Raw genomic sequence first — 22,288 nt, forward strand, 5'->3', positions numbered from 1 at the left:
TTTGTCGGAGGATCCGGGTAGCGTGGTGCCTACCAGGCGCCGACAGCGCGCCGGCCCGGAGGGAGAACCCACTATGTCGCAGATCAGCACTGCAGACCTGTACGACGCCCGAGGCGACAAGCTGCAGTCGGTGTCGCTGCAGTTTCAGAACATCGGCGGCATGAGCGGCTTCAGCGGCGCGGTGCGCACGGTGCGCTGCTTCCAGGACAACGCGCTGATCAAGGAGCTGCTGAGCGGTCCGGGCGACGGCGCCGTGCTGGTGGTCGACGGGGGCGGATCGCTCGAGACCGCGCTCGTGGGCGACATCATCGCGAGCCTCGCCGTCGACAACGGCTGGGCGGGGCTCATCGTGAACGGCGCGATCCGCGACCGGGTGGCGCTCGGCACGCTGCCGTTCGGTGTGAAGGCGCTCGGCTCCAACCCCGCCAAGTCGGGCAAGACCGGCGAGGGGGAGGCCGACGTGCCCGTCGAGATCGGGGGAGTCGTCTTCCGCCCGGGCGCGACCGTGTGGTGCGACGACGACGGGATCCTCGTCGAGCCGTAGCGGGATCCTGCCCGCCGACGCCGTTCGCGCACCGACGCCGTTTGTGCCGCGCGCTGCGGTGTCGCTCGTGCACCCGTGCGCGACCGCGGCCTCGCGCCGCGCGGACAATCGCTACTCGGGCAGCAGCCTCAGCAGCTTCCTGACGCCGCGGGTGGCGGCGCCGGTGGCGTGGGCGCGCGCTCGGAGTTCGGCGTCGCTCGTCACCACGGTGACGGCGCGGCCCGACGCCGTGAACGCGGAGGCCTCGGCGACGATGGCGTCGTCGCCGAGGCCGGGGGCGTCGACGACGCGCACGTGCGGGCTGCTGTCGATGCCGCGAGCGATGCCCTCGGCCACCATCACCCACTCGGGGAATGCGCGGTCGATCCCGGAGACGCGGGTTTCGGTGAGGTCGAGAAAACCGGCGCGGATCCCGCCGTTGTGCGTCGCGAGTACCTCGAGCCGGTCGCGCAGCCGCTCGGCGGCGGCGCGACGATCCCGCCACCACCCGTCGGGAACGCTGCCGATCACGTTCGCGGCGTCGACGACCACCGCCGGAGACGCGGTGAGCAGCGGACGCAGCAACCGCCAACTCGAGGCGAAGGCCGGATGCAGCGGGCGGAGGTCGACCTCCGCGACCGGCACCCACTCGAGCGCGTGGCTCTCGGGGTCGGTGATGCGCGGTTCGAAGGGGGCGGTGACCTCGGCGACGAGCGTCGTGTAGGTCCAGCCGCCGCGATCCAGCACGTGCGTGTAGCGGGGCGTGACCGCGTGGTCGGGCACGCCGGCCTCCTCCTGCGACTCGCGAATCGCACCGTCGATCGCGGCCTCGCCCTCGTGCCGGGCGCCGCCGGGAATGCCCCAGGTGTCTCCGTGGTCGCTCCAGGTGACGCGGTGCTGCAGCAGGATGGCGTCGAGCGCGCGGTCGTGGGCGAGCAGGCCGGCAGCGCCGAAGCGTCCCCAGTAGCGCCCGCCGTCTGACGCGGTGACCCAGGCGTCGCCGGGGTTTCGGAGGTCGCTCATGCTCTCAGCGTAGCGGGGCGGGGCCGGAGGACGCAGGGGTGTCGTGCGCGGTGATGCGGGTCGCGGTCTCGAGCGTCTCTTCCCTCCTGTGGCTCTTCGCGTGAGAATGGAGTATGGGCATTAGCGAGAAGTCGATCGTCGAACTGTCGGAGAGCGAGTGCTGGGCGCGGCTCGGCACGCAGCGCGTGGGGCGCCTGGTCACCAGCGTGGGCGAGGTGATCGATGTCGTGCCGATCAACTTCGTGGTCGACGGCAAGTCGGTCGTCTTCCGCACCGCGGCCGGCAGCAAGCTGGTGGAGCTGACGATCAACAGCTCGGTGCTCTTCGAGGTCGACGAGTTCGACGAGAGCGAGGGGTGGAGCGTCGTGGTGCGGGGCGACGCGCGGGCGATCGAGAGCGAGACGGAGATCGCGTCTGTCGAGAAGCTGCCCCTGACGCCGTTCGTGTCGACGCTCAAGCCGACCTTCGTGCGCGTCGAGGTCGAGGGCCTCACGGGGCGGGCGTTCGAGTTCGGCCCCGAGCCGCGGCGCGAGGACCAGCAGGAGGGGTAGCGCGGCCCCACTGTGCTTCCCGCGCCGGTTGGCGGAGTGGTCAGCTGCGCCCCCGGAGTATGGGTAAGATGGAGGGGTTGCCTCGCGAGGGTGGGGCGGCAGCGGGCTGTGGCGCAGCTTGGTAGCGCACTTGACTGGGGGTTAACGGCAGTAGCCCCAAATCGAAGACTTATAACTGAATAGCGGGATGTGGCGCAGCTTGGTAGCGCACCTGACTGGGGGTCAGGGGGTCGCAGGTTCAAATCCTGTCATCCCGACGGAAAAGCCCTGATGAGAAGCTATTTCTCGTCAGGGCTTCCTTCGTTTCTGGTGACCTTCGCCGGGCTTCGGAATGGGCCCAAAATCGGGTCCAGGACCCGCTCGTGATCGCTGCTCGTTCCGGCCTGTCTAGCAAGCTAGTGGGCCAAAAAGTGGAAATCTAGTGGGCCAAAATCCGGGCAGCACGATGCTCCCGGCCCTTCCCTGACCAGGATGCCGGGGCAAGCGAATCTAGAGCTGTCGCCCGCGGGGTTTCTCGGTGGTCTCCTTCCTCTTCGATGGGCTGGCGAAGAACTGGTTGGCGAGCGTCGCAGCTTCGCTGAGGTGCCGGTGATCGGGGTGCAGGTAGCCCTTGGTCGTCTCGATGGAGGCATGGCCGAGGATGCGCTGGAGCACATGAAGCGGCACGCCGGCGTCCGCGAGCCAGGTGGCTCCGGTGTGCCGGAGGCCGTGGCGGGTGAGGTTCGGCAGGCCGAGGTTCGTCACGAGCTCATCCCACTTCGTTGCGTCGCGCACGGTGGCAGTGGTGAGCACCCCTCCACGGGGGCCGCGTAGCAGCGGATCGCCAGGTTCCTTGCCTGCTGAGAGGCGGATGAGGATGGGTTCGAGCGGGTCGAGTATCGGCACATAGCGTTCCTTGCGGCCCTTGGTCTGCTTCGCTACGAGGCCACCCTTGCCGGGGTAGATCTGCCGTTCGATCTTCACGATGCGATTTACCCAGTCGATGTCGCCGACTTCGAGCCCGGCGACTTCGGAACCGCGAGCGCAGAGCATGGCGCAGAGCATGACGTGATCCGAATAGCTCTGATGCACCTTGGCGCACGCATCGGCGATCTTGTTCAGCGTCTCCATGTCCGGGACGGCGAGGGCTCGCAGCGAGCCGGGCGTCAGCGCCGACTGCTGACTGAGCGTGCGGCGGGCACGATTCTTGGCAGGGTTCGATGGGATCACCTCGTCGCGCACCGCCACGTCGAGGACGCGCACGAGAGCCGCGATCGAGGTTTTGATTGTTGACGGCCCGAACTCGGTCTCCCACTGGTCGATGGTGCGGTCGATCAGGCCGGTGGAGATGCGGCTGACTTGCAGATGCCCGAGCGCGGGAACCACTCGCAGCCGGAGGCTGATCTCGTAGCCGGAGGCTGTCGAAGTCGGGTCGAGGCCGCGCTGCCAGCGCTCGCCGATGGACTCCACATAGTCGGCGAACGTGATGAGGATGTTCGCGCCGGTCTCGGTCGCCTGCTGCAGCTTCTCGAAGAACGCTTCCGCTTCTTCCGGGGTGTCGACGAACTCGGATCGGCTGGGCCGTTTCTTGGTCTGCGGGTCGGTCCAGCGCACGCGCGCGAGGTAGCCGCTGCCGCGGCTCTCGATGCTCGTGGAGAGCTTCACCCCGATCGGGGGCATCTTGTGGTTGCGCGGGTCAGCCATGCGTTCCCTCGCGTTCCAGCACCCAGGCTCGCACTGTGGGCGGGTTGTAGCGGGCGATGCCGCCGACCTGCACGAACGGCGGCCCCTCGTGCTCGCGTCGCCAGCGCGAGAGCGTGGCCTGCGAGACGTTCAGGAACTCCGCCGCCTCTTGCGAGTTCCAGAGAGGTTCGACAGCGTCAATCGCCGCGGGCATGGTCGCTCGCCCGTCGCGCTCGGCCGAATGCATCCTCGATGTCTTGACGTGCCTGCACGTCGGCGGCGACGAACGCGACGAAATCCTCGGTCCGGTTCGGGATCGTCTCGTCCTCGAGCGGCGGTTGCGGTTTCTCACCGGGCCAGGCCGTTTGCCGTGTCGGACGGTCGCGATCAAGCCGAGTGCCGGAGGTGACGACCCATTCGCGGAGCCGGTCGCGTGCCGCTGCGAAGTCCGTGTGCCAGGCAATCGGCCCAGAGGCCGACTGTTCGGGATCGTAGCTTGCGCACCAGTGCAGGTGCAGCGCCGAGAGCTCCCATACGAGTTCGGGATGACGGTGCCAGAACGGCGGCACAACTGAGGCGGGCAGCCCGTAGGTCTTCCGTAGCCAGTCCACCCATTGGTTTAGCGCCAGCCACTCTGCCTCGGCGTCTCCGGCGGTCAGGAGATTCCAGTTGATCGGACGCGGCGGCTCGGGAAGCGCCATCCCGGCCATGAGCTCGTCGTACAGGTCGATGTCCTCGATCTCGACTTTGGCCTCTGGGTCCGGTTGTGTCGGCTCATCGGTCATCGTGTTGACCTCCCCAGTCCGCTCGCACGCCGAGGTTCGGGCGAGCGGAACTCCACCGCCGTAACCTCCGCCGCCGTGAGCGTCTTTGGTGCGAGCTGGCGCGGGGTGCGCTCGACGGTATATCGGGCACGGGAGGTATCGAGGAGGAGCCGGGAGGCGCGGAACTGAGGGCGCTCGATTCGCTGTCCGTCCTGCTCGTACTGTCGTTTCGTGAACTCGCCGATGGCTACGACATCATCGCCCTTGACGAAATCCGCGAAGGCCTCCTCGGCCTTGTCTCCGATCATGATCAGGTCGATGTATGCGGAACCGACCTGGGTGAAGGTGCCATCGTCCTCGCGGCGACGGAACTTCTGCCCGATCTGCGCGACCAGTAGGAAAACCTCTCCTGGCTTCGATTTCTGCTCCGGTGCTCGGGAGAGAAACCCTCGGATCGACGGCTCTGAACGGATCTCCATCGTCACGACCTCCTCGCTCATTGCGGCACCCGGTGTGCCGCCTCTATTCGGAAGGTGCTCCCGCCTGGCCTGGGGTCTGACGGTGGTGGAGCTGGGCTTCGACCTCTGCCCGATCCTGAGTGAGTTGCCTCGCGTCGGCGCGTTCGGTCCACCTGCGGAGGCGCGCGACGATCGGTGGAGCGGAGCGCAGCAGCACGAGGCCGGTGCCGAATGGGAAGCGGCGGATCACGTCGGGCGGCATGACGGGCACCCTGCGGATCGAGCGCTGCGCTGAGCGTGAGCCGTGATCGCCGACGGTGGTGGAGTCGGTGATCTCGTCGCGTTCCCCGATCAGGGTGCTCAGGTCTTGGAGGTCTTTCGAGTTCGAGGCGCCGCCGAGGATGATCTTCACGATCGCGGCATCCCAGATCGCCGACGCGGCATTCTCTGACCACTTCTCCCGCGCCTGTGCGAGCGATTGCAGAACGGGCATGGTCGTGATCCCCGACCCGCCGCCCTCAGCCATGAGCGTCGGCAAAGACGGCAATGGTGACAGGTTCGCCACCTCGTCGAGCGCGAGCAACAGCGGCGGGTCGAGACGCGCGCCTGAACTGCGTGCCGCGAGCCGGCGGGCGGCCTCGACCACGTCCTCGATGAGCGCCGCGACCAGAGGCGCGCTGTTGTTCGCTCCGGCCGCGGTTGCGAGCAGGTAGAGGGTGCCCTTCTGCTCGAGGAATGTCTCGGGGTCGAATACTTCGTCGGGGCCTGGGCTTACGGCGTCGAGCACGCGCGGGTCGGCGAGCGCGGCGAGTGCGAGGGAGACGCCCTGCCAGATCGAGTCCATCGTGCGCGGGTCGGATTCGAGCATCGCCTGCAGCGCCTCGGCCCAGCCGCCGGCCGCGCGCGGGTGGGCGGCGAGGATCGACACGGCATCCCCGGCTGCGGCGGGGTCGAGCGTCCACCGGAACAGGTCGGCGGGCTGTCGGCCGTCGAGGGCTGCGGCGTGGAGGAGGCATTGCAGTGCGACCCGGGTCTTCGCTTCCCAGAAGTCGCCGCCCTCGACCCCGCCCTTCCCGAGCCCGGTCGCGGAGGCGAGACCTGCGGAGCGGATCATCGCGGTCAGCGGGTCGCTGCACCCGCGCACGGGTGACCAGCGCAGTCCTGCGGGGATGCCGTCGGCGAGGTGCTGCGGGTCGAACACCGCGACCGGACCGACACGCTGCCGGGCTGTGATCGTGGCGGTCACGTTGTCAGGGCGCGTGCTCGTCGTGATGACCGCGCCGGGCGCGGAGAGGATCGAGTTGATGACGATGTGCACGCCCTTGCCGGAGCGGGGCGGCCCGATGAGCAGCATCGAGTCCTCGACCGACGCCCACACCTCGACCCCGCGCGAGCTGCCGATCCGGTAGCCGACCTCCACGGGCTCGGGATGATCGAGTGAGGGGCGGAGGTTCCCGGCGCGGGCGAGGAGCGCCTTGACGGAGCCTGCCTGTGCGACCTCGCGGCGGGTCGCGACACCGACGATCCGGTACGGGTCGAGCGCCTGCTGGCGGGTGTGGTGCCGGATCGCGGACCACACCCACCAGCCCCCGACACCACTGCCGGCGATGAGGAGCCCCGTGACGATCCAGTAGACGACGACGTTGAGGCCGGGCGCGTCGAGCGCGGCGGCGGGGTCGCCGGGGTTCAGGAGCACGGCTGCGCCGGCTCCGAGGCCGGCTTCGGGTTGCGGGGTGCCGGTGAGGAACGCGGCGATGCTGCCCGCGACGCGCAGCAGCACCGCCGTCACGCCGAGGAGCGCGAGGGCGACGAGCGCGGCGTTCGTGAGTTCGTCGCCCATCGAGCCGGTCGGGCGGAGCTGCCCGCTCACTCGGGCCGCCCGAGTACCAGGGTGCCGGAGATGCGGCCCACGAGGATCGCCTCGCCCGTCTGGCACGCCGCCAGGTAACGCGAGTCGATGAGGGCGCGGGCGATCCCGTCGGGTGCGGTCTCGGTGTGGGAGATGATGACCGCGACCGCGACATCCTCACCGGGAACGAAGCCTGTGCCCGCGAGCTGCGCAAACTGAGGCACCGCCTCTACAGGCGCGGCCGCCGGTGCGGCAGGCTGTGGTGCTGCCGCCACGGGGGCTGCGGCTGGCTCGGGGATCACAGGTCTGGGTTTGGGTGGGGTGCGGTAGTCGGTGATGACTCGTCCGTCGATCTCGATGACATCGACGCGGAGGGTCTGGCCGGTGTGCTGGCTGATGGCGTCCACGATGTGCGGGTAGGCGGAGCGCCGCCACGGCGGCGAGAACTCCGGCGGCAGATACGGTGCCCCGTCCACGGTCACCGAGAGGGTGCCGTCCTCGGCGACGACGATACGCACCATCACCACGGCAGTCGGGTCGGTCTTCGAGCGGGCACGCTTCGACATCGGCAAAGTTCTCCTATTGAGTGGATGAAGGAACAGCCGCCCGAGAGTATGGGCGGCTGAGGGGTGGGTCAGAGTGCGAAGCGGCGTGCAGCGCGGCTGTGCTCGGGTGCGGCGCGGCGGGCGACCTGCTGATAGGCCGGGGCGAGCGGGAACGGCGACGGGTCCATCAGCTCGGCGACTTCACTGGCACGGGTGACGGTCTCGGCGATGCCTTCCCGCATGAGCCGGTGACAGCCCGCCGACGATGCCGAGGTGACCGGGCCCGGAACTGCACCGACCGGACGGCCAAGCTCGAACGCGCGCGCCGCGACCAGCAGCGACCCCGAGCGCGCTCCGGCCTCGGGAATGATCGTCGCCCCGCTGAGCGCTGCGAGGAGCCGGGCGCGGGCGACGAACCGTTCCCGCGACGGACTGTGCCCGGGCGGGGTCTCGCTGATCTGGATGCCGGCCTGCACCACGATCCGCTCGAACAGCTCAGCCTGCGCGGCGGGATACGGGCGGTCGAGCCCGCTGGCAGACACGACCATCGTGGAGGCAGGACCCGTCGTGAGGGCGGCGCGGTGCGCGGCGGCGTCGACGCCGTAGGCGCCACCGGAGACGATGATACGCGGGAGTTCGGCCAGGTCTTCCGCGAGCTCTTGCGTGACGTGCACGCCATAGGCGGTCGCGGCTCGGGCCCCGGTGATCGTCACCCGCGACGACACGGAGGCTGTGAGGAGTTCCGGGTTCCCGCGCGCCCACAACAGGAGCGGTGCCCGATCCCCGAGATCGTTCAGCGCGACCGGCCACCCCGCCCCACCTGGGGTGAGCACCCGGAAGTCGTGCCGGTCGGTGAGGTCGGCGATCTGATCCCGGAGCGCGTCGCGCTGGCGGGTGGCGGCGGCTTGCCGCCACCGGACCCCTTGGAGCGGATCGACCGCGGCGGGGATCGCCGCACCCGAGTCGCGGATCAAGGCGAGCGTCTCGCTCAGCCCGATCGCGCGCACGAGCTGGCCCGTGACCGGGTTGCCGGGCTCGGCGAGCGCCGTCAGCTCCATCCGGGTGAGCATGTCCTCCGAGAACGTCGCCATCGTCGGCCCTCCTCATCTTTCGTGTGACCGTCTACAGGAATGAGGTGCGTCAGCGACGACATGAGAGACGGGCGGAGCCGGCAGACCTGGGGGTAGGGGTCTGCGGGTTCCGCCCGTCCTGTGGGGGTGCGTTACTGATTCATGAGTTCGTCGATCGTCACCTCCTCGTCCTCGTCCTGCATGCGCTCACGATGGAGCGCCAGCTTCCGGCCGAACCAGAGCGTCGCCCCGGCCGCGAGGAGCAGGACGGCCGCCACGCCACCGACCCAGGCACCCCAGGCGGTGCCGCCGGTGAGTGCGAGCTCCGGCGGCAGCTCAGGCAGTTCCGGCTTGTCCGGCGTCGGCGTCTCCGGGGTACCCGGCGGGCGTACGCTCACGACGGTCGTTTCGCCCGGCGCGCCGCATCGGCCCTCGGCGAGCACGTTCCCGTCCTTCCCGTACAGGGTCTCGACCCAGTACACGTTCCCGGCCGCATCGGTGCTCGTCGTACCGGAGCGGTAGTGGCCGGCCTCGGTTACGGCGATCTGCTCCGAAACGAAAAACGGCACCTCGCACACGGGGTCTTCGCCTGCGAGCTGCGGCCCGTAGGCGCGGAATACCAGGTACGCGCCCTCGGGGATTGCGGAGCCTTGTACGAGTGCGGTGTCCTCGAAGGGGTCGCCGACGAACGCCTGCGCCTGCGCCTGCGTTACCACCGAGAGCGGCTGCTCGGGCCCTGGGACGAAGAATCGCTCCCAGATGTCAGCCGGCGACGACGTGAACGGCTGCACCCGGTCGTCGCCCTCGAAATGGGTCACCACGACGTAGTAGCCGGGCTCCGTCGGCTGAATCCGATCGTCCTCGCCGTAGCCGATGTCGTAGACCCCGTTCTTCGCCGGCGTCGTGATCCGGGTCAGCACCGGCGCATCATCCAGCTCCATATCCTCGGTCAGCTCCGCATCGGTAGCGAACGGGCCGTAGACGGTGTGCGTGAGTTCCTTCGCGTCGGGCTGCCAGTAGCCGTCACCCTCGAACTCGGGATGGTTTTCGGGGAACCCGCTGACGGTGATCCGGTCGAACGCTCGCCCGCCCTTGTGGACGTTGTACTCCCGGACTTCCGAGGTGATGGTGAGGGGCCAGCGGACGCTGTGCGTCTCGACGTTGATGCCGTAGTCGTCGCGCCAGTCTGAGGCGATGAACGGTCTCACCCATTCCGGCTGGCTGCTCTTCTTGACCTCCCACACCCAGGTCACGAACCCCGCATCCGGAAGTGTCACCTTCGGTGAGGTGTAGGTGCCTGGCCCGGTCGCGGTCACCGTGACGGTGCCGAGCGGCACCGCACCCGCAGGAATCTCCGTGCTCTGCGCTGGCGGCAGGGTGCCGGGGATTTGGTAGGCGGAGCCCTCGAAGACCACCGGGATCGGCTCGCCGTTCTGTTCCAGCCAGGCCCCGTTCGTGGATGCGACCGTGATGGTGTCGGTCACCTCATCGCCAGGCTTCACCAGCCGGCCATTCGCCTGCGACACCGCCTCCGGCTGGAACGGCACCACACTGGTCTCTGCGACCCGCCCGAACCTGTCGGTGAAGGAATCGGTGAGGTACTTCCCCCAGTCGCCCTGCGCGGTCTTGTCGATCGACCACACCCAGGTGTAGAACCCTGACTCGGGCGCGATGATCGTGCCCGGCGAGACATAGTGACCGGCATGGGTGAGGGTGAGCTCTTCGGTGCCGGCGAGCGGCGCACCCGCAGGTGGCGCGTTCGCCTCAGCCGGTTGAGAATCGAATGGACCATAGAGGCGGCCCTCCGCGACCACCGGCACGGGCTGGCCGTCGATCTTGATCCAGGAGTGCTTGGTCACCGACACGGTGAGGTCATCCAGCATCGGATCACCCGCCTGCACGAACTTCGAGGACACCTGCGTTTCGATGATCGGCTGGAAGTCCAGCGGAATCACCGGGGACTGCGCGGTCGCGGTCAGCGGCTCGAAGGACGCGGTTCCGAGGATCCGCTGCTCACCAGGGGTGTAGAACAGGTCGACGCCGGCGCCGTACCCGACCGCAGGCGCGGACATTTTCGCTTCGATCCGGTATTCGGGAGCCCCCTCGGCGGGGGTGCCGACGATCTGATGCGTGCCCGCGCCGAGCGTCGCGGTCGCGGAACCGTTCGCGAAGATGCCGCCGGTGAGAGTGACGGTGCCGGTCGCAGTGGCGGGGTTCGTGCTGATGGTGAGCTGTCCGTGGTACTGGTCGTCCATCTGAATCGACATCGACACCGACGGATTCGCGACCGCGTTCGCCGCCGCGGCATCGCGCATCGCGGCGAGGTTCGCGAGCACCGTGGCCCGCACGTTCGCGGGCACCCGGGTGACGAAGTGCCCGTCACCGCCCTGGCCCACGTAGTTGCCGTGGTCGGCGACATCCCACACGTACATCTGCACTGCTGAGGTGATGTTCGGGTCCTGCGATTCACCCCACCGGCCCATGACGTAGTTGAGCCGTGCCAGTTCCGTCTCGTTCAGGCTATCGAGTGTGGTCTTCAACTCCGGATGCTGCGTACTGCCGTAGGGCGGCAGCGCGAGCAGGTCCATGCAGTACGCTTGCCGGCCGTGGCTTGCGAAGCTGCCGAGCCACAGATCCTCGTTGCCGTACCCTACCCCGAGGGTCGCGGCCTGCGCGGGTGCCGGAGTGAAGAACAGGCCCCCGAAGAGCATCAGCAGCACGGTGAGGATCGCCGACAGCCGGGCGACGGCTCGCCCCGGCGGTGGCGCGGTATCGGGTGGCACGAGAACGGTATGCGACATGAGAACTCCTGACTGAGTGAACGAGTGCCGCCGCCAGAGTTGAGGACGGCCAACAGTCAGGTGCGCCTCCTGCTCATTAAGTAGGGTGCGGTCGGCTCTTATGACTAATGCGTGGGGTCAATGCAGGAGGGAATGTTCGCGACCGTCACTGGCCACACGGATCGCCCCGAGACGGGCGGGGCACGGCGTACCTGAGTAGCCCAACCTTCTCGCTGACAGTGACAAGGCGCTGCTAGAGTGCTCACCTGCATAAGCCGTATTCCAGGCGAACAGGCCGTAGCCTAGCCGGTGGAAAATATGGCCCGGATGACTGCCCTATAGGTCTTCTGGTCGTTGTTCCGGTCATAGACCGGATCTCTTTGCGTTCACACCTCCGAAAGGTGTCGCGTCGCGGCCAAGAGCGGGCCGGGCGTGGGCGCGTAATACGCCCAGCGTCCGCGCTGTTCACGAGTGACGAGCCCCGCGTCGACGAGGAGCTTCATATGATGCGACACCGTCGGCTGTGACAAACCCACCGGGTCAGTGAGATCGCAGACGCACATCTCGCCGGAGGCGGAAGCGACGATGAGGGAGAAGAGCTTCACCCGGGCAGGGTCGCCGAGCGCCTTGAATACCCGGGCAAGGTCGGCCGCGTGTTCGTCAGTGATCGGCTGGACGCCCGGCGCGCAGCACGCGACGGTGGGCGTTTCGGTGGTGGTCTGGGTGCGGGTCATGGTTCCATCCTGCCCGACGTATTGACATTTGTCGATACGTCATGGAAACATATTACCTATTGATGTTTGTCGATATGTGGAGGTTGTGATGGAACTGCCCGTGGTCGTGATCGGGGCTGGCCCGCAGGGGCTCGCCGCCGGTGCGCAGTTGTTGGAGCGTGGGATCGAGCCGTTGATCCTCGAAGCTGGAGAGACCGCTGCGGCTGCAGTCGCGGAGTGGGGGCATGTGCGCCTGTTCTCCCCATGGCCGGAGCTGGTCGACTCAGCGGCTGAGCGCATGCTTACCCCCTCGGGCTGGGCTGCACCCGCATCCGGGTATCCGACTGGCGCTGAATGGATTGGCACTTACCTCGCGCCGCTCGCCAGGGCGCTCGGCGACCGTGTGCGTACGGGCATCCGCGTGATCGGGGTTGCGCGGAAGGGCAGGGATCTCTCCGTAGATGCCGGCCGCGCCGAGCAGCCCTTTGTAGTGCTCACCCGAGATGGCGATGGCACTGAGGCTCGGGTGGAGGCACGTGCGGTGATCGACGCCTCGGGTACCTGGACGACTGCCTCCCCGGCGGGGGCCTCCGGGCTTCCTGCGCTCGGTGAACAGGCCGCCGTCACTGCCGGACTCGTCGCGCATCGTATCCCCGACGAGATCGAAGCGCAGACGTTCGCAGGTCGGCACGTTGTCGTAATCGGGAACGGGCATTCAGCGGCGACCGCGATCATCCAACTCGCCGAGACTGTGCGTGATCGCCCGGGTACGCGGGTGTCGTGGCTGCTGCGGCGCGGTAGTGTCGGGAACACTTTCGGCGGCGGTGCCGCTGATGAGCTGGCAGAGCGGGGCGCGCTCGGTCAGCGCGCGAAGCAGGCCGTCGATGAGGGTCTGGTGACGCTCATGACCGGGTTCCGCACCGACGCCCTCACCCTCACTACCGATGGCCAGGTGATCGTCACCGCGGAGGATGGGCGGCTGCTCGATCCGGCCGCTCGGGTGTTCGTGTTGACGGGGTTCCGTCCGGACCTGTCGTTCCTTTCGGAGATCCGGCTCGAGCTGGACTTCCGTCTCCAGGCTCCGGTGCAGGTCGCGAGCGAGGTCGACCCGAACATCCACTCCTGCGGCTCGGTGCGCGCGACCGGGGCGGCGGAGCTCGCGCATCCGGAGCCGGGGTTCTTCATCGTGGGGGCGAAGTCCTATGGGCGTGCGCCCACGTTTCTCGCGATGACCGGGTATGAGCAGGTGCGCTCCATCGCCGCTGAACTCGCCGGCGATCACGAGGCCGCAGCTCGTGTGGAACTGACGCTGCCGGACACGGGGGTGTGTGGCGGTTCGGGCCTTTTCGACGCTCCGGCGCCCGCTACTGGTGGCTGCTGCGCTCCGGCACCGCAGCTTGTCCAGTTCGGCAGCAGGGCTGGCGGGTGAGGCGTGGTCGCCTACTGGTCGTCGGTGGTGGTCAGTCCGGGCTCGCCGCCGCGCGTGCTGGCCGCGAGCGAGGCTGGGAACCCGTGGTGCTCGAGGCGGGGCCGGAGCCGGTGGGGTCGTGGCCGCGTTACTACGACAGTCTGCGGCTCTTTTCGCCGCGTCGGTTCAGCACCTTCCCTGGGTTTCCGTTCCTTGGCCCACCGGACGGCTATCCGTCTCGCGATGAAGTGACCGAGTATCTGCGCGGCTATGCCGCCTGGCTTGAAGTCGACATCCGCACCAATGCCCGTGTGCTCGACATTGCCGCTGACGGCGAGGGGTTCGCGGTGGAGCTTGCCGATGCCAGCAACATTACCGGGGATGCGGTGGTCGCGGCGACTGGCTCATTCGAGAACCCACACTTGCCGAAGATTCCGGGCAATGAGAAGTTCGTTGGCGAGATATTGCATGTGGCTGACTACCGCGCTCCCGGTGCGTTCGCAAACCAGCGGGTGCTGGTTGTCGGGGCAGGAAACTCCGCGATCCAGATTGCTTACGAGCTCGCGCAGGTGTCGCAGGTGTCTTTGGTGGTGCGGGATCGGATCAGGTTCGCATCGCAGCAGATCGGCAGCCGTGATCTGCACTGGTGGCTCACCCGTAGCCGCTTCGACCGTCTGCCGCCAAAGGTGTTGAACCGGATCATCAAGAGGAACCCAGTGATAGACGCGGGTGCCTTCCGCGCCGCCCTGGCAACCGGAGCCCTGGATCAGCAGCCGATGTTCAGGTCATTCACGTCAGATGGCGTGACCTGGGCTAGCGGCCGAGAGGAGAAGATTGATGCGGTGATCTTCGCAACCGGTTACCGCCCCAATCTGCCCTACCTGGATGTGCTCGGCGCGCTCGACCAGGCCGAGATGCCTCGGCATCGGGGCGGTGTGTCGACGAGGGTACCGGGGCTCGGGTTCTTGGGGCTCGAGTTTCAGCGCTCGTTCGCGTCAAATACGTTACGTGGCGTTCACCGCGACGCAACGCTTGTGGTTACAGCACTCACCAACCAGTAGAGAGTGGTTACGGTTGTACAGGCGAACACATCGCCCAGCGGAGAGCCGACGGCGGCCTGCGCTTGGAGTCGTTCTCGCATCACTGTGTTTAACCGAGATCGTATCGTGGGGGTTGCTGTACTACACATTCCCAGTAGTCGCCCCGCACATCAGTTCAGGCACCGGCTGGTCACCTACAGTGGTGACGGCCGCATTTTCCTTGGCTTTGGTGGTTTCGGCATTCCTCGGAGTACCGGTGGGGCGTCTCATCGATCGGCACGGGCCGCGTTGGGTCATGACCACGGGCTCCGTGCTCGCTACCCTTGCTTTGGGCGTTGTCGCCTCAGCGCAGACCCTGTCGATATTCTATATCGGGTGGGTGATGGCCGGAGCGGCAATGGCCGGAGTGCTCTACCCACCGGCCTTCGCCGCGATCACTGGATGGTTCTCTACTCGTGGTCTCAACGCACTCACTACGCTGACACTGGTCGCCGGACTCGCGAGCACGGTGTTCGCGCCGCTCGCCGCGACGATGAGTACCAGTCTCGGGTGGCGGGCCACATATTTGTGGGCAGCGGTGATTCTTGCAGCCTTTACGATCCCATTGCACGGAGTTTTGCTTCGCAGGCCTTGGCCCGTTCAGGAGCACGCCAGGAGCAAAGATCACGGCGCAGAACGAGCGTATACATCAACCGTTATCAAGACTAGGAGGTTCTGGCTACTCTCGGCTGGAATGACTCTTGCGTCCATCACGATGTACGCCACGCTGCTTGCCACAGTGCCACTAATGCTCGAACGGGGCCTCACCTCGCAAACTGCCGCGTGGATACTTGGGCTAGGAGGAGTCGGGCAGGTCGCCGGCCGGCTCTTCTACGCAGTGTTTGCGCGCTGGGCCTCGCTCGCAGTACGCACAGCGCTGGTCTTTGGAATAGTCACGATAAGTACGGCTGCACTAGCGTTCGTTCCGGGACCAACCCCATACCTCATAGCGATGTCGATGATGGCCGGCATAGGAAGAGGAATCGCAACTCTACTCCAGGCGACTGCGGTTACAGAGCGATGGGGGCACCGGGCCTACGGGCACCTATCCGCTGCATTCAGTCTGCCGGTTCTGCTTGCAGCCGCAATAGCTCCCTGGGGAGGCAGCATCCTCGCGCTGGTAACAGGGAGCTATGCGATGGGGTTCGGTGTGCTCTCGGCCGTGGCCGCAATCGGAACAGTGCTGGTGGTCGTGAGTGCTCGGGAACCTCGCTCGAAATGTGCTCAGGGAGTCAGCTCCACTGAAAGCAAAGAGAATCGCTTCCGCCGTCCGGGCTGACCGAGGTCAAAGATCCAGCAATAGACTGTCTTCTATGCTGCCGTACCCGAAGTCGAATGAGCCTGCACCTGGTGCGCCTTTAGATCGGGCAATTGCTGAGGAGTTGGCGCGTTCACTCCGCGCGGTTGCCGATCCGACTCGTCTTCAGATCCTCAGTTCGATCATCAACTCCGAACAAGGCTGTTTGACAGTCGGCCAACTGGCACAGGTTCTGGGCTTACGTCAGCCGACGGTGACTCACCATGTGCATATCCTTGTCGCTGATGGATACCTGGTTCGTCGTCCAGAAGGCAAGGTCATCCGATTGTCCGTTCCAAAGGAACGCCGCGCTTCCGTAGAAGACCTATTGAGATGACTAGAGCAGCTTCGGTGGGTCGAATTGGTGCACCACTTGACTATGAAGCAGCGATAGAGCGTGCAGCTCAGGCAGCGGTACTCAGCGATCCGCTGAATCTCACCTTGCTCAGCGCAATCGCCGCTGGGTCTACCCCCAGGATGTTGATGGCGAGATTCCAGATGGAGACCTCAGAGATCGCCCGCAGAATCGACACGCTGATGGAGGCAGGCCTGGTTCAACGCATCGAGACAGCTGAACCCGTACTCACAGCCAACGCCTGGGTCCGGTTTGGAAGGCTACTCGTAGGAGCCATCACCGGCGAGGCAGATTTGCCGTCCACACCCCTCGCGGCGCTGCCTCCCGCCGTAACAACGATCATTGATGATTTAGGTTATCGATTCCACAGTATCTTTTCGCCAGAAACAGTTGCGCGTTATGTCGTTGAGAGCTATCTTTTGCTCACAAATCGCGCGAGAGTGCATGCTCACATCATGTCGCTCACCGCTAGATATGCGGCGGATCGGTTAGAGGCGCTGGCATCTGTGCGAGGGTTGCGTCTCCACCGTTCGCCGGAAGTTCTTTTTGTATGTGTCCACAACGCTGGTCGATCACAGATGGCGGGCGCATTTATGCGCCATTTCGCAAGGGATCGCGTGCACGTTCGGACTGCTGGATCAGAACCAAGCAGTGAGGCGCATCCGAGAGTGGTAGCAGCGATGGAAGAACTCGGTATCCCAGTGTGGGGCGAGTTCCCAAAACCTCTCACAGATGAAGTCGTACGCGCAGCAGACTATGTGGTCACCATGGGATGTGGCGATGCATGCCCAGTATTCCCGGGTCGGCGCTATCTGGATTGGGATCTGGAAGATCCTTTGATGCTCGATGATTCGGGGCTGCGGCGCATCAGGGATGAGATTCGTGATCGAGTGGCTAGCCTTCTCCACGACATGGGTCAGGCAGATAGGGAGTAGCCGGCGAACTGAACTGTCCGGATGAAGTCTGCACCAGGATCGAGGCCTCGAAGCCTGCGCCGGAGTCTCGCGATCGCTGTACGAACCGAGGACTTTCTTTTGTCAGGAGTGGCCCCATACACCGATATAAGAGTGTCGAGTGTGATTGTTTCAGGGTAGGCCTGTGCGATGTAGCTCAGAAGCTTGAACTCGCCTACGGGGAGGATCAAGGATTTCTCTTTCCAACTGACCCGCTGCTCATCGAGATGCACTATGAGGTCGTGGAACTGAATCTCACGTTCTCCGGGCGCAGGAGGCGGGGAGATCGCGAGCGCGTCGTGAAGACCATGCGGGGTGAGTGGCAACGTCAGGAATCCCTGAACTCCTGACCTGACTGCGGCGTTGATGACATGCTCCTGCGTTGATGCGCGAGTCGCGAGGTACACAGAGCGATCCGGAATTCCACAGGCGACCTGCAGTACCCGCGGAACCAGTTCAAGCTCTGGCTCAGCTGCAACTATCAAGGCGGTGTAAGGATCGTGTGCGAGATCCGCAAGCGCATCTATAGCCTCCGCATGCCGCGTAAGCGGAAACCCGAAGTGAAGGAACTCAGCCCTACTACCGCGGAGAGAACGAGCCTCCGTGGAGAGCAAAATGAAACGTGTTGTGAGTCTCTGACCTTGCGCAATCATCCGAACTTCCCGCTGATGTAGTCTTCGGTGCGTTGATCCGCTGGCGTATCAAAGATCTGCTTAGTCAGGCCATACTCGACAAGCACCCCGGTGCGATCGCCGGTTGTCTCATCAGCAAGTGCAGTGAAGAACGCAGTACGGTCTGCTACCCGGGCCGCCTGCTGCATATTATGCGTAACAATTATGATCGTATAGTCGCGCTTCAGATCATTCATGAGATCTTCAATGCGCGAAGTCGCAATCGGGTCAAGCGCAGAGCAGGGCTCGTCCATCAGGATCACATCTGGACGCACAGCGATCGTGCGAGCGATACAAAGCCGCTGCTGTTGACCGCCTGAAAGTCCGAACGCAGACTGTTTGAGCTTGTCCTTAACTTCATGCCAAAGAGCAGCATGTGTGAGGGCCTCTTCGACGAGGTCATCCATCGAGTCAACCTTCATTCCGGTGACCCGTGGCCCATAAGCGATATTGTCGTAAATGGACTTCGGGAACGGATTGGGCTTCTGGAACACCATGCCGATGCGTCGGCGCACCTCGATCGGGTCAACGCCTTTCCCGTAGATGTTTTCCTCCTGGAAGAGAACACCCCCCTCTACTCGTGCCCCGTCGACAAGGTCATTCATGCGGTTCAACGAGCGCAGCAGTGTGGACTTGCCACAGCCTGATGGGCCGATGAGCGCGGTGATCTCATTCCGTCCGAACTCAAGATCGACACCAGTGACCGCACGAAAATCTCCATAGTAAACGTTCACGTCCTCGCATCGCATAATGCCGTGAACGACACTTGTCGTGCTTGGCAATGTCTCCTCCTGACCCGAAGGATGGGGAGTCTGGAAGGCAGCGTGGAGATCAGTCATGGGGTTACCACCGTTTCTGGTACTTGTTGCGGATGAAGATCGCGAGACCGTTCATTAGGATGAGGACGATCAGGAGCAGCACGCTGGTGGCAGCCGCGAGTTCATGGAACCCTGCTTGCGGGCGACCTGTCCAGTTGAAAATCTGTATGGGAAGCGTCGTATAGCCGCTGAGCAGGCCGTTGGGGTCAAAGGTGATGTACACCAGCGCGCCGAGAACGAGTAGAGGTGCAGCTTCTCCTAGGGCCCGCGAAAGGGCGAGAATCGAACCCGTCGCGATACCCGGAACCGACGACGGAAGCACCTGTCGCCATGTGGTTTGCCACGGCGTAGCGCCGAGCGCGAGCGAACCATCTCGGATCTCGCGCGGCACCGCCCGAAGTGCTTCTCGAGTAGAGATGATGATCACCGGCAGAATGAGCAAAGTGAGCGCGAGAGCTCCGCCAATAACGATGTTCTTGTTTGTCACATTCAGCAGGGTCAAGAAGGAGAGCGCGAGCAACCCGTAGACAATGGAAGGCACCGCGGCGAGATTCTGTACGTTGAGTTCGATGACGCGATTGAACCATTTTTTCCGGTCCGCAAACTCTTCAAGATGTACCGCCGCAGCGATGCCGAGCGGGAGGGTGAGCACCGCTGTGGTGCATATGACCCAGATCGAGCCCAAGATTGCGGGCCGGGCTCCGGCTTCCTCGGGGTCGGCGGAAGGAAATGCGGTGAGGAGTTGCCAAGAGAACTTATTCTGCCCGGACATCACGATAGTCACGAGCAGGGTTGCAAGTACAGTGAGAGCGACAAAGAGCGCCAACCAGATGAGTATGAGAAATGCGAGTGCGGATGGCCGAAGCTCGCCATTGCGCCCAGTTGCGAGGCCGCGCGAGCTCGCAGCCGGGGCGGGGCCACGCTGGAGGTTTGTGTTCATCAATAGGCCTCTCGGAACCGGCGGACGACGCGGATGCTGATGAAGTTGATCAGTAGCGTGATCAGGAATAGAAGAAGTCCGACAGCGAAGAGTGTGTTGTACTCAATGCTGCCGACCCTTGAGTCGCCGAGCGCAGCGTTCGCGATGAACCCTGTCATGGTCTGCCCCTGGTCAAGCGGGTTTGTAACGATTTTTGCTTGGCTTCCGGCTGCAATCGCGACAATCATGGTCTCCCCAACAGCTCTGGATATTCCCAGAACGATGGCCGCAACGATGCCCGAGAGCGCTGCTGGAAACACGACGCGGAGCGTGGTTTGCATCCGATTGGCGCCAAGTGCCGCGCTGCCTTGACGAAGGCTGTTTGGCACTGCCGACATTGCGTCTTCCGCAATCGAGGCGATTGTGGGAATGATCATGACGCCCATGACCAGACCTGCGGCAAGTACGCTGAATGCCCCAGTAGGTAACTGCAGCCAGTCCCTCAGCACAATCGTTTGGACGAACTGTAACGCGAAGAACCCGTAGACGACGGTGGGAACTCCCGCAAGAATCTCGAGTATTGGCTTGAGTACCTTGCGCAATCGAGGCTTCGCGTATTCAGCAAGTAGGATCGCCGCTCCTAGCCCGAACGGTACTGCCACGAGTAGCGCGATCACTGTGGTCCAGAGCGTCGCTGTAACCAGAGGCAGTACCCCGAATGATGCATCGGCGAACCTTGGCGCCCAGCGAGTACCGAAGAGGAACTCGAATACCGGTACCTCCGAGAAAAACCCGAGTGAGGGAATGAGTAGCGCGAGGAGAATCCCCAGCGTGGTGATCACGGTGATCGCGGCGGCACCACGCAGAAGTAGGCGGATTACGAACTCGCCAGGGCGGGGGCGGCCAGTGAACTGGCCGCCCGGCCGGGGAGCCGTGCTAGTGAAATGGCTCCCCGGCCTCTCAATCGTGGTCGTCATCGACGAAACCTTTTTAGTAGGTTCAGAACTAGCCGAGAGAGGCAAGCTCGTCAGCGGCCGTAGTGATCTGGTCCTCAGTCAGCGGCACAAACAGGGCGCGCTCGGAGATCGCTGCGGCATTTGCGACATAGAAATCCACAAAGGCAGCAACCTGCGACTTCTCCACGTAAGAGGCGTTGTTTACATAGATGAACAAGGGTCGACCTAGCGGCGTGTATGTCCCGTCCTGAACGGTCTCGGTGCTCGGCATCACTCCATCGACCTTGACTGCCTTGATCACACCTGCGTTCTCTTCGACATAGCTCAAGCCGAGAAAGCCGATCGCGCCCTTGTCGCCACTCACACCCTGAATGGTGATGTTGTCGTCTTCTGAGGGGCTGTAGTCAGTACGGATTGCCCCTTCTTCTCCGTTTATTGCGTCGGTGAAGTAGTCGAAGGTGCCCGAATCGGTGCCCGCGCCGAAGAGTGTAATCGGGACATTGGGGAAGCTTGGGTCTACCTGGTTCCAGTTCGTGATGACGCCTTCTGCCTCCGGGCCCCAGATCTTGTTGAGCTGCTCAACCGTGAGATCTTCGGCCCAGTCATTCTCTGTGTTGACGATCACTGAGAGCCCGTCGTTTGCAGCGACGATCTCCGTATACTCGATCCCGTTATCGGCGCAAGTGGTAGCTTCTTCGTCTTTGATCTCACGTGAGGCGTTGGAGATGTCGGTTTCGCCCGCGCAGAACGTCTTGAAGCCGCCACCTGTCCCCGAGGTCGCCACAGAGACGTTCACATCCGGGGTCTCATCGCGGAAGAGATCCGCCGCGGCCTCGGTGAGCGGCGCCACGGTTGACGAGCCGTCGGTTGTCACGGAGCCAGCGAGTCCGTTCCCTTCCGAACTGTTTCCGGTGGACTGACCACCGCAGGCGCTCAACGCGAAGGCGCTAATAAGCGCTGCTGCTACCAGCGTCGTACGCTTGAGGGTGTTCATTTTCACGGTCATGTCTTCCTTCGGTTCTCGATGTGTTGATCGATCTATGACGGCGAGAACGCCATCTGATTGATAGATAACCATCTATCAACAGAACCATAGAAGCTCATCTATATGAACGAGTGGTTAATCTCAGCGGAACATCCGGGGACTTTTGGTCGCACTTTAGGCCTGGGCTCCCGCTTCGGTCCGCAGCTCGGGGCGTCCACCGAAATATCGATCGGCTGTCCCCACAATCAGAGCCCGGAGAGTTCCGCCACGGCCGCCCGCGGGGTGCGGCCAGCGCCGATGATGGTGGCCGAAGCTACACCACTCCAGTCACCGTAGCCAAGCAACTGCAGCCGCGACTCATCGATTGAGCGGGTTCCACGGGTGCGAGGCACTCCCTCTTCGGGGGTGAGATTGATCGGCGCGAGGTGGGTTAGCTCGGGCCGAAATCCTGTGCACCAGATGATGACGTCGCAGTGCCATTCGCTACCATCGTTCCAGGTGATTCCGTTCGTGCTGAACGCCGTAACATTGGGTGAGTGCGTACCATGCCACGGTCACGGGCTGCGCGCAGCGACGGTACCATCACTATGTCACCGAGGTCAGTAAGCTCGGAAACGGAAACACCTGTGCGTTCGGTGGCTTGTCTTTGGCTCGCCACCTTGAAAAGTTTCGCCTTCCTGGGGAGGCATCCCCCAACCAGGCAGCGAACTGTGCTCAGCGGGTGAGAACAGGTGTAGGGAATCCCATGCCTGCCGCCAAGCACCCCCTGCGAGTTTTGAAGCATCGAGAATCGCAAAGCGGAGCCCCGCCCGACGCAAGTAGTAGCCTGCGGCGAGGCCGGTCTGCCCCCCGCCGATGACGATGGCATCCAAGCTGGAACTGAGACCTATGGTGTCTGCTGTCATGACG

General features: G+C 64.5%; 23 protein-coding genes and 1 tRNA gene. 8 read left to right on the forward strand and 16 right to left on the reverse strand.

What is annotated here, in order from left to right; all coding sequences use genetic code 11:
- Positions 1–73: 73 nt before the first annotated feature.
- Complete coding sequence (gene rraA / locus D1J51_RS16290; RefSeq protein ID WP_119076977.1) at positions 74–544, forward strand: ribonuclease E activity regulator RraA; 471 nt, start codon at positions 74–76, stop codon at positions 542–544.
- A gap of 111 nt (positions 545–655) precedes the next feature.
- Here the strand turns inward: rraA and D1J51_RS16295 are convergent, their stop codons facing one another.
- On the reverse strand, positions 656–1,546 hold the full coding sequence (locus D1J51_RS16295; RefSeq protein WP_119076978.1) for an NUDIX domain-containing protein: 891 nt from the start codon (positions 1,544–1,546) through the stop codon (positions 656–658).
- A gap of 113 nt (positions 1,547–1,659) precedes the next feature.
- Between D1J51_RS16295 and D1J51_RS16300 the strand changes: the two genes are divergently transcribed.
- Together D1J51_RS16300 and D1J51_RS16305 are read left to right on the forward strand one after the other, a co-directional pair.
- A complete protein-coding gene (locus D1J51_RS16300; protein ID WP_119076980.1) occupies positions 1,660–2,097 on the forward strand; it encodes a pyridoxamine 5'-phosphate oxidase family protein in 438 nt (145 codons plus the stop codon).
- Positions 2,098–2,280: 183 nt separating this feature from the next.
- Positions 2,281–2,354: transfer RNA gene (locus D1J51_RS16305), tRNA-Pro, on the forward strand.
- Between the two features lie 232 nt (positions 2,355–2,586).
- Here D1J51_RS16305 and D1J51_RS16310 read toward each other — a convergent pair.
- The 9 genes from D1J51_RS16310 to D1J51_RS16350 all read right to left on the reverse strand — a co-directional run bounded on the left by D1J51_RS16310 (position 2,587) and on the right by D1J51_RS16350 (position 11,959).
- Positions 2,587–3,780: a tyrosine-type recombinase/integrase gene (locus D1J51_RS16310; protein ID WP_017882747.1), complete on the reverse strand. Its 1,194-nt coding sequence runs from the start codon at positions 3,778–3,780 to the stop codon at positions 2,587–2,589.
- Positions 3,773–3,973, reverse strand: a complete 201-nt coding sequence (locus D1J51_RS16315; protein ID WP_017882748.1) for a helix-turn-helix domain-containing protein — start codon at positions 3,971–3,973, stop codon at positions 3,773–3,775. Before D1J51_RS16315 ends, D1J51_RS16310 begins: the two co-directional genes overlap by 8 nt.
- Positions 3,957–4,544, reverse strand: a complete 588-nt coding sequence (locus tag D1J51_RS16320; RefSeq protein WP_017882749.1) for a hypothetical protein — start codon at positions 4,542–4,544, stop codon at positions 3,957–3,959. The genes D1J51_RS16315 and D1J51_RS16320 overlap by 17 nt, the downstream gene beginning before the upstream one ends.
- On the reverse strand, positions 4,541–5,023 hold the full coding sequence (locus tag D1J51_RS16325; RefSeq protein WP_017882750.1) for a single-stranded DNA-binding protein: 483 nt from the start codon (positions 5,021–5,023) through the stop codon (positions 4,541–4,543). The genes D1J51_RS16320 and D1J51_RS16325 overlap by 4 nt, the downstream gene beginning before the upstream one ends.
- Before the next feature lie 22 nt (positions 5,024–5,045).
- Positions 5,046–6,821 carry a TraM recognition domain-containing protein gene (locus D1J51_RS16330; RefSeq protein WP_017882751.1) on the reverse strand — a complete coding sequence of 592 codons (1,776 nt, stop codon included), beginning with the start codon at positions 6,819–6,821 and terminating at the stop codon, positions 5,046–5,048.
- 26 nt (positions 6,822–6,847) lie between these two features.
- Positions 6,848–7,396 (reverse strand): hypothetical protein, encoded by a 549-nt coding sequence (locus D1J51_RS16335; RefSeq protein ID WP_017882752.1) that lies wholly within the window; start codon positions 7,394–7,396, stop codon positions 6,848–6,850.
- 68 nt (positions 7,397–7,464) lie between these two features.
- Positions 7,465–8,466 (reverse strand): DNA-processing protein DprA, encoded by a 1,002-nt coding sequence (locus D1J51_RS16340; RefSeq protein WP_017882753.1) that lies wholly within the window; start codon positions 8,464–8,466, stop codon positions 7,465–7,467.
- A gap of 131 nt (positions 8,467–8,597) precedes the next feature.
- A complete protein-coding gene (locus D1J51_RS16345) occupies positions 8,598–11,246 on the reverse strand; it encodes a hypothetical protein (protein WP_017882754.1) in 2,649 nt (882 codons plus the stop codon).
- A 365-nt stretch (positions 11,247–11,611) separates the two neighbouring features.
- Positions 11,612–11,959: an ArsR/SmtB family transcription factor gene (locus D1J51_RS16350; protein WP_017882755.1), complete on the reverse strand. Its 348-nt coding sequence runs from the start codon at positions 11,957–11,959 to the stop codon at positions 11,612–11,614.
- A gap of 88 nt (positions 11,960–12,047) precedes the next feature.
- On the opposite strand from D1J51_RS16350, the gene D1J51_RS16355 reads away from it, so the two are divergent.
- The 5 genes from D1J51_RS16355 to D1J51_RS16375 are packed head-to-tail and all read left to right on the forward strand — an operon-like array spanning position 12,048 to position 17,012.
- On the forward strand, positions 12,048–13,367 hold the full coding sequence (locus D1J51_RS16355; protein ID WP_017882756.1) for an NAD(P)-binding domain-containing protein: 1,320 nt from the start codon (positions 12,048–12,050) through the stop codon (positions 13,365–13,367).
- Complete coding sequence (locus D1J51_RS16360) at positions 13,364–14,407, forward strand: flavin-containing monooxygenase (protein WP_031289536.1); 1,044 nt, start codon at positions 13,364–13,366, stop codon at positions 14,405–14,407. The genes D1J51_RS16355 and D1J51_RS16360 overlap by 4 nt, the downstream gene beginning before the upstream one ends.
- A complete protein-coding gene (locus D1J51_RS16365) occupies positions 14,355–15,704 on the forward strand; it encodes an MFS transporter (RefSeq protein ID WP_238560277.1) in 1,350 nt (449 codons plus the stop codon). The genes D1J51_RS16360 and D1J51_RS16365 overlap by 53 nt, the downstream gene beginning before the upstream one ends.
- 34 nt (positions 15,705–15,738) lie before the next feature.
- Positions 15,739–16,059 (forward strand): ArsR/SmtB family transcription factor, encoded by a 321-nt coding sequence (locus D1J51_RS16370; RefSeq protein WP_081611565.1) that lies wholly within the window; start codon positions 15,739–15,741, stop codon positions 16,057–16,059.
- Entirely contained in the window at positions 16,056–17,012 is a 957-nt protein-coding gene (locus tag D1J51_RS16375) for an arsenate reductase ArsC (protein ID WP_202950814.1), read from the forward strand. The genes D1J51_RS16370 and D1J51_RS16375 overlap by 4 nt, the downstream gene beginning before the upstream one ends.
- On the opposite strand, the gene D1J51_RS16380 is transcribed toward D1J51_RS16375, so the two are convergent.
- The 6 genes from D1J51_RS16380 to D1J51_RS18240 all read right to left on the reverse strand — a co-directional run bounded on the left by D1J51_RS16380 (position 16,994) and on the right by D1J51_RS18240 (position 22,284).
- Positions 16,994–17,644, reverse strand: a complete 651-nt coding sequence (locus D1J51_RS16380; protein ID WP_162903902.1) for a winged helix-turn-helix domain-containing protein — start codon at positions 17,642–17,644, stop codon at positions 16,994–16,996. The genes D1J51_RS16375 and D1J51_RS16380 overlap by 19 nt on opposite strands.
- A 35-nt stretch (positions 17,645–17,679) precedes the next feature.
- Entirely contained in the window at positions 17,680–18,450 is a 771-nt protein-coding gene (pstB, locus tag D1J51_RS16385; RefSeq protein ID WP_202950820.1) for a phosphate ABC transporter ATP-binding protein PstB, read from the reverse strand.
- A 94-nt stretch (positions 18,451–18,544) separates the two neighbouring features.
- Positions 18,545–19,459 (reverse strand): phosphate ABC transporter permease PstA, encoded by a 915-nt coding sequence (gene pstA / locus D1J51_RS16390; RefSeq protein WP_017882760.1) that lies wholly within the window; start codon positions 19,457–19,459, stop codon positions 18,545–18,547.
- Positions 19,459–20,415, reverse strand: coding sequence for a phosphate ABC transporter permease subunit PstC (pstC, locus tag D1J51_RS16395; protein ID WP_017882761.1), 957 nt, complete (start codon positions 20,413–20,415; stop codon positions 19,459–19,461). The genes pstA and pstC overlap by 1 nt, the downstream gene beginning before the upstream one ends.
- A 28-nt stretch (positions 20,416–20,443) precedes the next feature.
- Positions 20,444–21,400 (reverse strand): PstS family phosphate ABC transporter substrate-binding protein, encoded by a 957-nt coding sequence (locus tag D1J51_RS16400; protein WP_017882762.1) that lies wholly within the window; start codon positions 21,398–21,400, stop codon positions 20,444–20,446.
- 578 nt (positions 21,401–21,978) lie between these two features.
- Positions 21,979–22,284 carry an FAD-dependent oxidoreductase gene (locus tag D1J51_RS18240; protein ID WP_202950815.1) on the reverse strand — a complete coding sequence of 102 codons (306 nt, stop codon included), beginning with the start codon at positions 22,282–22,284 and terminating at the stop codon, positions 21,979–21,981.
- Between the last annotated feature and the right edge of the window lie 4 nt (positions 22,285–22,288).

It is taken from the genome of Leucobacter sp. wl10, assembly GCF_003569785.1.
In the GTDB taxonomy this organism is placed as follows: Bacteria; Actinomycetota; Actinomycetes; order Actinomycetales; family Microbacteriaceae; genus Leucobacter.